Below are 13537 nucleotides of genomic sequence, written 5' to 3'. Positions count from 1 at the left end.
CGCGGATATGCCCGATACTCACACCGGGATTTTTTCTTTAAGCAGCCGGGAAAGCTCCAGCGCCGATTCTTTGCCCTGCTTCACGCAATCGGGAAGACCGACGCCGTGGAACGCGGCTCCCGTAATCAGCACCTCCGGCATCCGCTTCGCTAATCCTTCGCGTATACGGCGAATCCGATCCAGATGGCCGACCGGGTATTGCGGCATCGAGTGCATCAGCGGCGTCAGCTCCGTGAATAACGGCTCGGCCGTAATGCCCATCGTCGCCTTCAGATCCTGGCGCACCGCCCGGACGACTTCGTCCTCGGACATGTGCAGCCAGCGGTCGTCGCCCGAGCGGCCGACATAACAGCGCAGCAGCGCTTTGCCGTCAGGAGCGGTGTGCAGCCATTTCTTCGAGGTCCAGGTGCAGGCCGTGATGAAGCGCCCTTCCCTGCGCGGCACGACGAAGCCGGATCCGTCCAGCTCCCGCTTCATATCCTTCTCATCATAAGCAAGGATGACGTTGCCGACCGATACATAGTCGACCTTCCGCAGCTCCTGCGCTTCCGGTTTCGAAGCCGCCAGCAGATCGGCGGCGGCGTAAGCCGGGAGCGTCAGGATGACGCCGTCGGCCTCCTCGATCTCGCCGTCCTCGCGGGTCAGCCGGTAACCGCGTCCGTCCGCCGCTTTCTCGAGTTTGGCAATGCCGCATTGTTTCACGAAACGCACGTTGTCCAGCGCATCCAACAAACCGTGTACGATCGTCTCCAATCCTTCTCTGAAGGTGAGGAACGTCGTATTCCGCGCCGATTCCGGCAGCGTCCGGCTTTCCTCGCCGCCTTCTTTCCGGTTTTTCATCATCCCGAGAATCAGGCTGCGGTGTTTTTGCTCGATGCTATGAAATTGAGGGAACGTCGCCTTCACGCTCAAATCATACGTGTTCCCGGCATAAATACCGGCCAGCAGCGGCTCGGCGATTTGCGAAAGCACCTCGGAGCCGAGCCTGCGTTCCAGGAAGTGGCCGAGCGATTCGTCTTCGTCCGCCGTCCGTTTGGGCAGCACCAGGTCAAGCGCCGCACGCGCTTTAGCTGCGGGCGAAAGCAGGCCGGTCCGCATAAACGGCATAATTTCAGTCGGAATGCCGAGCATTAAGCCCGGTGGCATCCGGTGCAGCTTGCCCCGCGATAAAATGTATGTCTTTTTCGCATTCGGATTCGTTCCCGTTAATTGATCCTCGAGTCCCAGCTCGCGCGCCAGCTCGACCAGCGCGGGCTTGCGGGCGAGAAAGGAATCCGGCCCCTTCTCGATGACGAAGCCGTCCCGCCGAAGCGTGCTGATCTTGCCGCCGAATCTGTCGCTCTTCTCCATGACGGTAATCCGGCAAGCCTGCCCGGTCTCTTCCATCTGCTTCTTTAAATAATAAGCGGCGCTTAGTCCGGTAATCCCGCCGCCGATGACGACCACATGCGGTTTGGTGTCCATGGTGTCAGTCCTTCCGGGCGAGGGCGTACACGACGTCGCTCAAGGTCTCCATATATAGCGGATCGGTATTGAGCGAACGCGTCCGCTCCAGCTGAATGCCGAGCTCCCGCGCTACTTTTTGCGCTTCGATGTCAAGGTCGTACAAGACCTCCAAATGGTCGGACACGAAGCCGACCGGACATACGAGCACATGCTGCGCGCGTTCTTCCTGCTTGATCGTACGCAAGACATCCAAAATGTCCGGTCCGAGCCACGGTACGCCGGTTTGGCCTGCGCTTTGCCAGCCGAATTGCCACTGCGTAATGCCGGTTCTGTCCGCAATCGCCCTCGACGTCTCGAGCAGCTGCTCCGGGTAAGGGTCCTTCATTTCCAGTATTTTCTCAGGCAAGCTGTGCGCGGTAAACAGCACCTGCACCCGCTCCTTCGGCACCTCAAAACGGGCCAACGCTTCCTCCACCCGCAGCGCCAGCGCTTCAATCAGCTTCGGATGCAGATGATAGCTGCGCACGAACGCGATGTTCAAGCCGAGCTCATCCGCTTTCTCCTGCGCCCGCTTGATGTAACCGCCGACGCTCATCGCGGAATAATGCGGCGCCAGTACGACGCCCACCGCTTCCGTAATGCCGTCTTGCACCATCCGCTCTACGCCGTCTTCGATGAAAGGCGACGCATGCTTGAGCCCTTGGTAACAGACGAACGTGATGTTCGGATATTTTTCGTTCAAACGCGCTTCCAGCGCCTTCACCTGATTGTCGGTGTTCTCGCGCAGAGGGAATACACCGCCGACGATCGCTTCGTAACGATCCTTCAAATCCTGCAGCTGTTCGGGCGTCGGCGCATGGCCCCGGCGAATATGCGTATAATACGCTTCGATCTGATCGATGCTCTCGGGCGTTCCGTAAGACATCACCAGCACGCCGATTCGTTGAATCCGGTTCTCGCTCATCTTATACACCGCTTTCCTGCTTCAATGTGCCGCGTTGTTGAATCGCTTGACTGGAATACGCATGAATAAAGTCGGTCAATTCCTTCAGTTTCTCGAGCGACGCCTCCGGGAACAAGCCGTGTCCCAGATTAAACACGTAGCCCGGCTCTTCAATGCCCGCATCGATAATGGCTTTCGTCTGCTCTTGAATGACGCTCATCGGCGCCGTCAGCACGTATGGATCGAGATTGCCCTGCACCGCATAACGGCTGCCTAACCGCCGCCGCCCTTCAGGAATCGAAACCCGCCAATCGAGTCCGATCACGTCGGCTTGGACACCCTGGAGCGTGGGCAGCAGTTCGCCCGAGCTGACGCCGGGGAAATAAATTTTCGGCTGATCGAGGTGGCTGAGTTCATCGAAAATACGCTTGATCGTCGGCAGCACGTACGTTTGAAAGTCGACCGGCGACAACGCGCCCACCCAGCTGTCGAACAACTGGAACGCTTTAGCCCCGGAGGCGACGTGCGCCTTCAAATACGTGATGACCATGTCCCCAAGCTTATCCATCAGCTGGAACCACACTTTCGGTTCGCTGTACATCAGCGTTTTGGTGCGAATATAGCTTTTGGACGGCTTGCCTTCGATCAAATAACTGGCGATCGTAAACGGCGCCCCCGCGAACGTAATGAGCGGCACTTCCAGCTCCGCGACAAGCAGCTCGATCGTCCGCAAAATATGCGGCAGGTGCTCCTCCACTTGAATCGGACGAAGCCGCTCGACATCCGCCGCCGTACGGATCGGGTTATGGATGACCGGTCCGATATTTTTGACAATGTCAAAGTCGATGCCGATGGACGCGACCGGATTCATGATGTCCGAATACAAGATCGCCGCATCGACGCCAAGCTTTTTCACCGGCATCATCGTCACTTCCGCGGCCAATTCCGGCTGCGTGCAAATTTCGAGCAGGCTGTACTTCTCCTTAATTTTCCGGTAATCCGGGTCATAGCGGCCCGCTTGGCGCATGTACCATACCGGCAGCCTATCGACCGGCTGCTTTTTACATGCGCGAATAAACAAGTCGTTGTAACTCATTCCCGTACCTCTTTTCCGTATACTTCCATAGTCTAAGTATCATTATGCCCTATTTGGAACCGGGTAACAACGGAAATCATCCGGTTGTTTCCGACAAATCTTTGACATCAGGCGTAACCTGCCTGCAAAAAAAGTCCTGATTTCCCGGAAGGAATCAGGACGCAATGCCGTCGGAACGGCTCGGGTTTAAGCTTCTTGCCTTTATGCCTGCAGCCAACGGACGATATCTTTCGCAAAATAAGTAATAATCAGATCGGCGCCGGCCCGTTTGAAGCCGAGCATCGTCTCCAAGACGATCGCGCGCTCGTCAATCCAGCCTTGAGCGGCAGCTGCCTTCACCATCGAATACTCGGCGCTCACATTGTAGGCGACAAGCGGCAAATCGTAACGGTCGCGCAGCATCCGCAGCACATCCATGTAAGCCAGAGCCGGCTTGACCATCAGGAAATCAGCGCCTTCCGCCACATCGCTGTCCGCTTCGCGCAGCGCTTCCCGGGCGTTAGCGGGATCCATTTGATACGTTTTGCGGTCGCCGAATTGCGGAGCGGAATGAGCGGCGTCGCGGAACGGGCCGTAGAACGCGGAGGCGTACTTGACAGAGTAAGACATGATCGGCACGTTCTCATAACCGGCCTCGTCCAAGCCTTGGCGAATCGCATAGACGAAGCCGTCCATCATGTTCGACGGGGCAATGATGTCCGCGCCGGCCTCGGCCTGCGATACCGCTGTCTTGACGAGCAGTTCGAGCGACGGATCATTCAGCACGTCGGCCCGCCCTTTGGCCTCGTCGTAATGCACCACGCCGCAATGGCCGTGATCCGTAAATTGACATAAGCACGTATCCGCGACCACGAGCAGATCCGGCGCCCATGCCTTCACTTGGCGCGTCGCCTGCTGGACGATCCCGTTCGGATCGTAAGCCGAACTCCCGTGAGCGTCCTTCTCATGCGGAACGCCGAACAACAGCACGGCCTGGATGCCCAGCGAGACGACCTCGCGGATTTCTTCCTCCAGCCGATCCAGCGACAAGTGATATACGCCCGGCATCGAGGAGATTTCCTCTTTCACATTCGTGCCGTGCGTGACAAAAATCGGATAAATCAAGTCGTTCGCCGTAACGGCATGCTCGCGGACTAAATTCCGCATAGCCGCCGACGTGCGCAGACGACGGTTACGAACGATCGGAAAACCCATGATTGTTACCTCCTTGCGGATCTGGGCGGGCCGGCCTGAACAAGGCCGGCCTTATGCCATTTTTTTAGGCGTACAAGCTTTGAACGAGCGCCTCAACGGTCGCTTCCTTAGCCAAATAATCGACCTTCAAGCCGGCTTTCTCGGCCGTTTGTGCGGTCATCGGCCCGATACAGGCGATTTTACAGCCTTGCAGCAGCTCAAGCGGCGACTCTACCCCAAGCCGTTTCAGCGCTTCCAGCAGGTTGGTGACCGTAGACGAGCTCGTAAACGTGACGATATGAAGCTGGCCTTTCCGGAGGAAGTCGACGATCTCGTCGCCTCCCTCGGTTTCCAGCACGTTTTCATAGATATCGATTTTGGTAACGTCGAGGCCCATCTCCCGCATTTTATCGGGCAAGTAGGTTCTCGCAATATCCGCGGTCGCGAGCAGCACCCGCTCGCCCGCCTTCAGCTGCGGCGCTAACGACTCCAGCAGCGCATCTCCTTGGAACACCGGCGGAATCGCCTCGACCAGCAAGCCTCGCGCCTCCAGCGCGGCGGCCGTCTTCGGTCCGACGGCAACGAGACGCGCCCCGGCCATGGCCCGAATGTCCACACGCAGTTCCTTCAACCGCTCAAAGAACGCATCCACCCCGTTAACGCTTGTGAACACGATCCAATCAAAGCTGCCCAGACGGTTCAACGCGGCGTCGCGCGCTTGCTGCGCCTCCGGGCGGCTGGAAGGCTGGGTGCGGATCACCGGAAACTCGACCGCTTCGCCGCCGAGCTCTTCGATCTGGCCAACCAGCTCGCTCGCTTGACTGCGCGCCCGGGTCACAAGAATGCGCCGTCCGAATAGCGGCTTCGTTTCGAACCAGGCGAGCTTCTCGCGCAGCTTGACCACCTGGCCTACAATCGTAACGGCTGGCGATTGAAAGCCTGCGGCGCGCACCTTCTCGACGATGTCGGTTAATGTGCCCGTCAACGTCTCCTGTTCCATCCAGGTTCCCCAGCGAATAAGCGCGACCGGCGTATCCGCCGGCTTTCCGCCCTCAACCAGGCTCTTGCAAATCGTCTCGAGGTTGGCAACGCCCATTAAGAAGATGAGCGTACCCGACGCCTGCGCCAAATTGGGCCAGTTCACGTTGGAATACGTCTTGTTCTTGTACTCGTGCCCGGTTACGATGGAGAACGACGAAGTGAAGTCGCGATGTGTGACAGGAATGCCCGCATAAGCCGGAACCGCAATGGCCGACGTAATGCCCGGTACGATCTCGTACCGGATGCCGTGTTCCGCCAGCAACTCGGCCTCTTCGCCGACGCGGCCGAACACGCTCGGGTCTCCCCCTTTAAGACGCGTAACCGTCTTGCCCTGCAGGGCGAGATCCACGAGCAGCTGGTTAATCTCTTCCTGCTTGAGCATATGTTTATCGGGCAGCTTCCCGACGAAAATTTTCTCCGCACCCGGTTTCATATGCCTCAAGAGCCGCGGATTGGCCAACCGGTCGTACACGACAACGTCCGCGCGCTGGATCGCCTCCAGGCCGCGCAGCGTAATGAGTTTAGGGTCCCCGGGTCCTGCTCCAACCAAATACACGCTCGCCTTACTCATACCGCTTCTCCCCTTACTTCCGAATCCGAATCTCTCTATCCCATGGCATTCTTTGTCCTTGTACGAACGGGTTATTCCTGAACGGCAGCGAGCAGCTCCGCCGCCCCTTTGGCGAGCAACGATTCCGCCAGCCCTAAACCGAGCGCCTCCGGATCGGTTCCACGCTGCGTATCTTTAAGAATTTTCGCGCCGTCCGGCGAACCGACCATCCCGGTCAGCTCGATTTGAGGCCGCCCGTCGCGACCGGTCTCGCCGGTCAGCTTGGCGTACGCGCCGATCGGCACCTGGCAGCCGCCGTTGAGCTTCCCCAGGAAGCTGCGCTCGGCCGCAACGGCGACCGTCGTCGCCTCGTGCCGGTATTTCGCCAGTAAATCCAAAATGAATGGATCGTTATCCCGGCATTCGATGCAGAGCGCCCCTTGGCCGACCGCCGGCAAGCAAAGCTCCGGATCGAGATAGGCCGATATCCGGTCGCTCCAGCCGATGCGGTGCAGCCCCGCGCCTGCCAGCAAAATCGCATCAAAGCCTTCCGTCTCCAGCTTGCGCAGACGCGAATCGATGTTGCCCCGCACCGGTTCAATTTTCAGATCCGGGCGGTAATGCTGGAGTTGGCTGGCCCGGCGCAAGCTGCTCGTTCCGACCTTCGCTCCCTTCGGCAAGTCGTCGATGCCGTACCCGTCGCGCATGATCAGGCAGTCGCGCGGATCTTCCCGCTCCGGCACTGCGCCGACCGTTAAGCCCGGAGGCAGCTCGAACGGCATGTCCTTCATGCTGTGAACGGCCAGGTCGATATCCCCGTCGAGCAGCGCTTGTTCAATTTCTTTGACGAACAGCCCTTTGCCTCCCACTTTGGAAAGCGTCACGTCGAGAATCCGGTCGCCTTTGGTCACGATTTTCTTCAATTCGAATTCCGCTTCGATGCCGTTATCTTCGCACAGCTTGCGCAAATGCTCAACCACCTGTCCGGTTTGAGTCAAAGCAAGCGCGCTCTGCCGTGTTCCCACTACAATTTTGCGCATATGGTTAACTCCCTAGCTTAGTGAATTCATTCGATTCTGTAACGTCACGTTCCCTCGTCCAGCCGCAGCAGCGACTCGCCGATTCGCCGGATGCCCGAGAGCGTCGGGTGCTGCCTGACCTCGTGCAGCAGCATCTGCCGCAGCCCGGCAGGCACCTCCGTTTCTCCGCGCAGGCGCGGAAGCAGCTCCCACTGCAGCATGGCGCGAAACATCGCCTGCCGCTCGCCGGAGTCCGCCACCAGCTCCTGCAGCGTGTGGCGCAGCTCCTGCAGCAGCTCTACGTACGGAGCATAGCCGTCCTGATCCAGCCGGCGCTCGATGTCCGTGCGCACGAGCCGGGACAAGCCGGGGCTGGCGCCTGCCGTCGAGACCGCGACCGTCAGCCGCCCGCGCCGCGCCGTCGCCGGCAAGATGAAATCGCCGTGATCCGTATCGCCCGCTCCGTTAACCCAAATGCCGAGCGAGCGGCCCTCCTCGCACACAAGGGCGTTGACCGCGGCGTCATTCGTAGCCGCGAACAGCAGCTGCGCGGACCGCACTTCCGCCATGCCGGGCGCGTACGGCCGGCGAATCGCATGAACGTCGCCTGCGGCCGCCAGTCGGTCCAGCTCCGGCGTGAAGGCCGGGCTAATCATCGTCACGGCCGCGCCCGCCTGCAGCAGACCTCTGGCTTTCCGCTCCGCCACCCGACCGCCGCCGACGACACAGCACGGCTTTCCTTCCAGATCAAGCATAATCGGGTAATACGTTTTCACCGCCGCATCCCTCCGTTACGACCATTGATGAAACGTCGAATAATAGTTGGTCAGCACGAAGTTCAACAGCGTAATGGCGAAGGCCGCCAAGTTCCATACCGCCAAACGGTTGCCCGGGGCTTTCAACAACAGCCGCTGAAACATATAAAATACATAGGCGAGCAGAACGAACCAGGAATTCAGCACCTTCGGATCGAAGAACAACCGGTAATCGCCCTGCAGCGCGATCCACACAATGCCCAGCGAGAGGGACAAGAGCAGCAGCGGGGCCCCGATCACTACCGAAACAAGCGCGTAATGATCCATCTTCTCCAGACTGGGAAGCCGCTGCATGCGCTGGGTCCACTTCTTCTCTTTGAGCTTGCGGTGCAGAAACAAGTACATGCCCGAGAACACTGCCGATACGACAAACGCGGCGTACCCGGTAACGGCGAGCGTAATATGTATGAATAGCAGCTCGTCCGTTACATTCCAACGGGACAACGTTGGCGCCAGGCCCGGCTTGCTGAAGATGTTCAGAGCCAGCATGGCGAATCCGAACACATTGACGAAAAACACGAACAGTTCGATTCGAAAAAACCGGCTCATCGCCAGCGACACAGTAACAAGGAGCCACCCGAATATGAACAGCGTCTCAAACATCGAGAACGCCGACAAGCTGAGATGTGAGGTCAGGCTGTACACCAAATAAATCGTCTGCAAAACCCATACAAAAAGAAGCAACCCTGTCCCCATCCGTTTCGCACTTCGGTTCGGATTGCTGAAATCCGCGAAGTAAAACAAGAGGCTCAGGGCATAAATATACAGTATCGCATCGTAAAACCAGGTTTGCGTGACCATGGTCTTCCTTTCCGGTTAAGCCTTGGCCAGAGCATCGCCGCCAGGCACCGCATGCCGCACCTTCGCAAGCAGTTCCTCTTTCGCCCGCTCCTGTGCCGCCTCGGCTTCCCGCTGCCGCAGTTCCTGCTCCGCCCGCTTTTGCCCTTCCAATTGCTCTTCCAAAGCAAAAATTTTCGTGAACATGTCCAGCGCGTCATCCCCGTGACGCTCGGCAGCCATTTCTTTGATGCGGACAATGGGATCGCGCAGCATTTGATTGACAATGCTCTTCGTTAGTTTACGTATAACCTTCAGCTCGTGTTCGTCGAGCTCCGGCAGCTTCTTCATTAAGCTGTCCATCGTTTCCTCATGGATCGCGGACGCTTTCGTTTGCAGCGCTTGGATAACGGGACTGATGCCCAGCGTTTTGGACCATTGCTCGAATGCGGCTATCTCGGCCTTGATCATCTCTTCGATTTTCACCGCCGCTTTATGGCGTTCTTCCATGTGCGAATTGACAAGCGACTGCAAGTTGTCGATATCGTACAGGAACACATTCGGCATATCCCCGAGACGCGGATCCAAATCGCGCGGCACGGCAATATCGATCATGAACAGCGGTCGCGATCTGCGCCGCTGCAAAATACAGGACACCTGCTCCGACTTCAATACGTAACCTGCGGAACCGGTGGAACTGATTACGATGTCGGCATCCTCCAGATGCGTAAGCAGCTTGTCCATCGTACTGGCTACGCCCCGGAACCGTTCCGCAAGCTCTTGAGCACGGGTTAACGTACGGTTGACGACCGTCACCTTATTGGCGCCGTTGCTGACGAGATGCTTGACGGTGAGCTCGCTCATTTTGCCTGCGCCGACGATCAGCACGTTCTTGTTCTCATAGCTGCCGAAAATTCGTTTGCCAAGCTCAACCGCGGCGTAGCTGACCGATACCGGATTTTCGCCGATGCCCGTTTCCGTATGCGCCCGCTTGGCCATCGTGATCGCCTGCTTAAACAGCGTGTTGAACAGAACGCCCGTCGTCTTCTCTTGCTGAGCGAGCAGGAAGGCATCCCGCACTTGCCCCAAGATTTGCGTCTCGCCAATAACCATGGAATCGAGACCGCTCGTCACCCGGAACAAATGCTGGATGGCCATCTCGTTCTCATAAATATATAAATGCTTGTTGAACTGCTCTTTGGGCACGTTGAACCATTTCTCGAGAAAGGCACGCAAATGGTGCCCGCATAAGTGCTGCGTATCCACCGCCACGTACAATTCCGTCCGGTTACAGGTGCCCACAACGACGCATTCCATCACGCTCTTGGTCGCTTTCAGCTCCTGCAGCGCTAACGGTAAATCTCCGTCGACGAATGCAAACTTTTCACGAATCGACACCGGTGCCGTACGATAATTCAAGCCCGCTACGACGATATGCATCTGGTTCACCTGCCTCCCCCTCTATAAATTTCAATTTATTATACCATACGATACTTGATACTTCGATCTTATTTATGAAGATTTTATTACAGCCACAGCCTGAAGGACAGTTCTGCCAATTTAGTTTCAACGGAAAATCGTTCCGTTATACTTCTGACGGTTAATTCTTATGTACCCGACCACCGCTTATTACATCTCTAGGGCAGCAGCTTCCGGTCGAGCAGCTCCGCCAGCGCCTTGTCGGCTTCCGTCAGCTTGGTGTTCTGCGAACTGACGACCGCGTCGCCCGGCGACATCAGGCTGCCGTAAGCCGCGAACAATGCTGCGAAGCCGCGCGCCGCTTCGGCAAGTGTCTGCTGCTCATCGGCTTTCAAAGGGCGCGTTCCGGCAATTTGAAGCCGCACCAAATATTGAAGCAGCTTCGAGGGCGCCTCCAGCTTCGCCAGCTTGCCTTCCCCGTAGGCTAACACCAGATGCTCGTGCGCGTAAGCCGCGGAATACGCCGCCTGCCGCAATGAATTGAGCCCGTCGGTATCTTTCGCTTTCGCGCTTTCCGTCAAATGACTGCCGAGCAGCTCCATCTGAAACCGCGCGACTTGATACAGCATTTTATCCGCACGCTCCACTGGCGTCCCGCGGCCGGCCAGCTCGACGATTTGCAGCCCCGACCATAATACAAGGACGCCCACGACGGCGTACATAAACCATTTTTTTCGCTGCCGCTTCATTTACCGGTTCCACCTTTCCCGCACCGGACAACAGGCGCCGATGCCCATACAAGCCTTCTCTGAGATTGTATGGGCCAAGCGAAAAAGAAATAACCTCGGAATTTGACCTCCGAGGTTACCATATATGCATTGCCTTATTATTTAACCAATTGCGCTTGCTTCAGAACCGGTGTTTCAACTTGCAGCTCGCCCATCCCGCGAACCAGCTTCTTCGCATGAACCGTCTCAGGCTTCAAAACGGACAGCATATGCTCGATTGCGAGCTGTGGATCAACCGTTTCACCGCAGGTGTAACAGTCAAGGGCCGCGAATCCTTTCTCAGGATACGTATGAATGGAGAGATGGCTTTCCGAGAGCAATACGAGAACTGTTGCTCCTTGGGGTTCAAATTGTTTGGATTGTACCGACAATACAGTTGCTCCACATACCTCAGCAGCTTCTACCATTTGCGCCTGCAACCATTCTGCATTGTTGAGAAGATCAAAATCGACTCCCCAAGTGTCTACAGCTACGTGTCTTCCGAAAGTTGAGTATTCCATCTTTCGGTTCCCCCTTCCTAGGAATAAAATGTTTTGAAAATTTCATCCGCTAGGACCTACGTCATTCACTTCTCGAGGGAATAATCTCTCGCAACATTCAATGTCCTGAGTGAATCCTGGTTCCTATTTTGTTTTCAACGAGAATAAAAATAACATCTATTGAACAGAAATGCAATACTTTTTTTATGAAGATTATTTCCATGTCCCCGCTTCCTCTGCGCATGACACCCTGTATTCGATGCCCTGAGCGGTGTGATCGCCGCGGAATCCGACAACTAGCCCGCTTATGCACGGTTGAGCTGAATAAAAAAAAGAACCCTGATCCCCTGCTGTGTGCGCCAGGGAATCGGGCTCTCGGCCAATCCTGTATATTAAGCTTCAAGTACGAACAGTCGGTGTGTGAGTTTGTGCAAACGGCCGTCGATATGTTCGCGGATGCCGTTCTCTGCGATCTCGTTTCTCAAATCGAGCAAGCTGTTGATTTGAGCCCGGATAGCGTCGATCTCGGCTTCCACTTCGTTTTTGTTATACAACCGCTCCAACTGGCCGGCCGTATCGCGGTATTCGTAAACGATTTTTTCGGACGTTTCGGTATTTTCCGTAATCTTTACCACGGCGCCTTGCTTGTACGTATAAACCATCGTGTAGCCCGTGTAAATCCGGTGAACGATAGCATCGCCTTTGAAGACAGACACTGCTTTTCGCATCAAATTGACGATGTTTTTGTTATGAATGCGGCAGGTTCCTTGGCACACGTACAAGTTCATTTTTCGTTCGAACGACAGGACGATTTCTTCGCCCGCGTCATCCTGCAATACCACCTCTTGATTTCCGTTTTCGAGTACTTTGACTTGCATAGAAGCTCCATGATCTTTGAACATCCGAATAAAGCTGTCCATTTCGGCTTCCGTTAACTGTAGGCAGGTTTTGACATATTCAGTCGCTAACCTATTTGCCATAAAAATCCCTCGATTCATTTTTTTCGAACCATTTCGAACCATGCTGCTTGTGATTATTTTCGTTGCTCTATATACATTATACTACATATTTATTTAATATTCCTGCTAGACGAATTGTGTTTTTCGCCAGAATTCAGAAAATAATCCATTCTCCCGTGAGGAAGACGACGGAATGTTCAAAAAACTCGAGTTCCCTATCGATGTTCCGCAGTTCGCTCCCTGATGTAAGGAACGGGCACGGCCAAAACTCTTGGCCCGGGATAGGCCAAAAAGCCCCCGGCCATGTAGCGGCAAGAGGCTTTGTTTATAACGGGTACGAGGATACGCTTCGTTCTACTCGCCGTCGATAGACGGTTCTTTGACTTCGTCCTTGTCAGCGGCGTTCCCGGCCTTATCCGCCTGCTCGCCGGATGCAGCATAACCGATTCGCTGCTCGATCACGCTCCACAGCTCTTCTTTGCCCATGCCGGTTTCCGAAGAAAACAGCACGAGCGGGTCGGACTTGTCCGCCTGCAGCGTTTCCTTGATGATCTTGATATGCTTTTGCCACTTGCCCTTCGGTATTTTGTCGGCCTTCGTCGCGACGATGCAGATCGGTACCCCGTGATGCTTCAGCCAAGCGTACATCGCCTGATCGTCTTTGGAAGGCGGATGGCGCAAGTCAATCATATGCAGCAGCAGCTTCATCGGCTCGCGGTGCATTAAATATTGTTCGATGAACTTGCCCCATTTCTCACGTTCGGTTTTGGACACTTGAGCGTACCCGTAACCCGGCAAATCAACGAAATACAAATCGGAATTAATGCGATAATAGTTCAATTGCTGGGTTTTGCCAGGCTTCGAGCTTGTTCTTGCCAAATTTTTGCGGTTGATCATCCGGTTAATCAGAGAGGACTTCCCTACATTAGAACGCCCTGCCAGAGCAATCTCCGGCAAGGCATCGACAGGGTACTGACTCGGACCAACCGCGCTGATAATAAACTCAGCTTGATTGACCTTCATGTTCGTTCA

Annotated in this window: 13 protein-coding genes; all 13 read right to left on the bottom strand. The window is 56.0% G+C overall.

The genetic code is table 11. The annotated features are described in order from the left end of the window. Positions 1-18 precede the first annotated feature (18 nt). Positions 19-1464: a protoporphyrinogen oxidase gene (gene hemG, locus ACZ439_RS19820; RefSeq protein ID WP_464620072.1), complete on the bottom strand. Its 1446-nt coding sequence runs from the start codon at positions 1462-1464 to the stop codon at positions 19-21. A 4-nt stretch (positions 1465-1468) separates the two neighbouring features. Next, complete coding sequence (gene hemH / locus ACZ439_RS19815) at positions 1469-2410, bottom strand: ferrochelatase (RefSeq protein ID WP_054798547.1); 942 nt, start codon at positions 2408-2410, stop codon at positions 1469-1471. 1 nt (position 2411) lies between these two features. Continuing rightward, complete coding sequence (gene hemE, locus ACZ439_RS19810) at positions 2412-3485, bottom strand: uroporphyrinogen decarboxylase (RefSeq protein ID WP_127607784.1); 1074 nt, start codon at positions 3483-3485, stop codon at positions 2412-2414. Between the two features lie 201 nt (positions 3486-3686). Then, positions 3687-4679, bottom strand: coding sequence for a porphobilinogen synthase (gene hemB, locus ACZ439_RS19805; RefSeq protein WP_054798546.1), 993 nt, complete (start codon positions 4677-4679; stop codon positions 3687-3689). Between the two features lie 64 nt (positions 4680-4743). Further along, a complete protein-coding gene (cobA, locus tag ACZ439_RS19800) occupies positions 4744-6270 on the bottom strand; it encodes a uroporphyrinogen-III C-methyltransferase (protein WP_464620071.1) in 1527 nt (508 codons plus the stop codon). 71 nt (positions 6271-6341) lie between these two features. After that, complete coding sequence (gene hemC / locus ACZ439_RS19795) at positions 6342-7289, bottom strand: hydroxymethylbilane synthase (RefSeq protein ID WP_054798545.1); 948 nt, start codon at positions 7287-7289, stop codon at positions 6342-6344. A 44-nt stretch (positions 7290-7333) separates the two neighbouring features. Next, positions 7334-8044 (bottom strand): precorrin-2 dehydrogenase/sirohydrochlorin ferrochelatase family protein, encoded by a 711-nt coding sequence (locus ACZ439_RS19790; protein ID WP_464620070.1) that lies wholly within the window; start codon positions 8042-8044, stop codon positions 7334-7336. A gap of 15 nt (positions 8045-8059) precedes the next feature. Then, positions 8060-8884 (bottom strand): cytochrome c biogenesis protein CcsA, encoded by an 825-nt coding sequence (gene ccsA / locus ACZ439_RS19785; RefSeq protein ID WP_127607778.1) that lies wholly within the window; start codon positions 8882-8884, stop codon positions 8060-8062. A gap of 15 nt (positions 8885-8899) precedes the next feature. Further along, complete coding sequence (gene hemA / locus ACZ439_RS19780) at positions 8900-10300, bottom strand: glutamyl-tRNA reductase (protein WP_054796938.1); 1401 nt, start codon at positions 10298-10300, stop codon at positions 8900-8902. Positions 10301-10497: 197 nt separating this feature from the next. Then, entirely contained in the window at positions 10498-11028 is a 531-nt protein-coding gene (locus tag ACZ439_RS19775) for an S-adenosylmethionine decarboxylase (protein WP_127607776.1), read from the bottom strand. Between the two features lie 137 nt (positions 11029-11165). Beyond that, positions 11166-11567: an adenosylmethionine decarboxylase gene (speD, locus tag ACZ439_RS19770; RefSeq protein ID WP_054796898.1), complete on the bottom strand. Its 402-nt coding sequence runs from the start codon at positions 11565-11567 to the stop codon at positions 11166-11168. Positions 11568-11938: 371 nt separating this feature from the next. Further along, entirely contained in the window at positions 11939-12526 is a 588-nt protein-coding gene (locus ACZ439_RS19765) for a non-ribosomal peptide synthetase module (RefSeq protein WP_174817579.1), read from the bottom strand. Between the two features lie 333 nt (positions 12527-12859). Next, positions 12860-13528, bottom strand: coding sequence for a ribosome biogenesis GTP-binding protein YihA/YsxC (yihA, locus tag ACZ439_RS19760; protein ID WP_127607775.1), 669 nt, complete (start codon positions 13526-13528; stop codon positions 12860-12862). Positions 13529-13537 lie beyond the last annotated feature (9 nt).

The sequence above is a fragment of the Paenibacillus sp. JCM 9796 genome, assembly GCF_055379675.1.
This window is presented reverse-complemented; position numbering and strand designations above follow the sequence as displayed.

Bases quoted from the DNA above. Each gene is read 5' to 3' on its own strand.
- hemG (WP_464620072.1), bottom strand. From the start codon at position 1,464: ATGGACACCAAACCGCATGTGGTCGTCATCGGCGGCGGGATTACCGGA.
- hemH (WP_054798547.1), bottom strand. From the start codon at position 2,410: ATGAGCGAGAACCGGATTCAACGAATCGGCGTGCTGGTGATGTCTTAC.
- hemE (WP_127607784.1), bottom strand. From the start codon at position 3,485: ATGAGTTACAACGACTTGTTTATTCGCGCATGTAAAAAGCAGCCGGTC.
- hemB (WP_054798546.1), bottom strand. From the start codon at position 4,679: ATGGGTTTTCCGATCGTTCGTAACCGTCGTCTGCGCACGTCGGCGGCT.
- cobA (WP_464620071.1), bottom strand. From the start codon at position 6,270: ATGAGTAAGGCGAGCGTGTATTTGGTTGGAGCAGGACCCGGGGACCCT.
- hemC (WP_054798545.1), bottom strand. From the start codon at position 7,289: ATGCGCAAAATTGTAGTGGGAACACGGCAGAGCGCGCTTGCTTTGACT.
- ccsA (WP_127607778.1), bottom strand. From the start codon at position 8,884: ATGGTCACGCAAACCTGGTTTTACGATGCGATACTGTATATTTATGCC.
- hemA (WP_054796938.1), bottom strand. From the start codon at position 10,300: ATGCATATCGTCGTAGCGGGCTTGAATTATCGTACGGCACCGGTGTCG.
- ACZ439_RS19775 (WP_127607776.1), bottom strand. From the start codon at position 11,028: ATGAAGCGGCAGCGAAAAAAATGGTTTATGTACGCCGTCGTGGGCGTC.
- speD (WP_054796898.1), bottom strand. From the start codon at position 11,567: ATGGAATACTCAACTTTCGGAAGACACGTAGCTGTAGACACTTGGGGA.
- ACZ439_RS19765 (WP_174817579.1), bottom strand. From the start codon at position 12,526: ATGGCAAATAGGTTAGCGACTGAATATGTCAAAACCTGCCTACAGTTA.
- yihA (WP_127607775.1), bottom strand. From the start codon at position 13,528: ATGAAGGTCAATCAAGCTGAGTTTATTATCAGCGCGGTTGGTCCGAGT.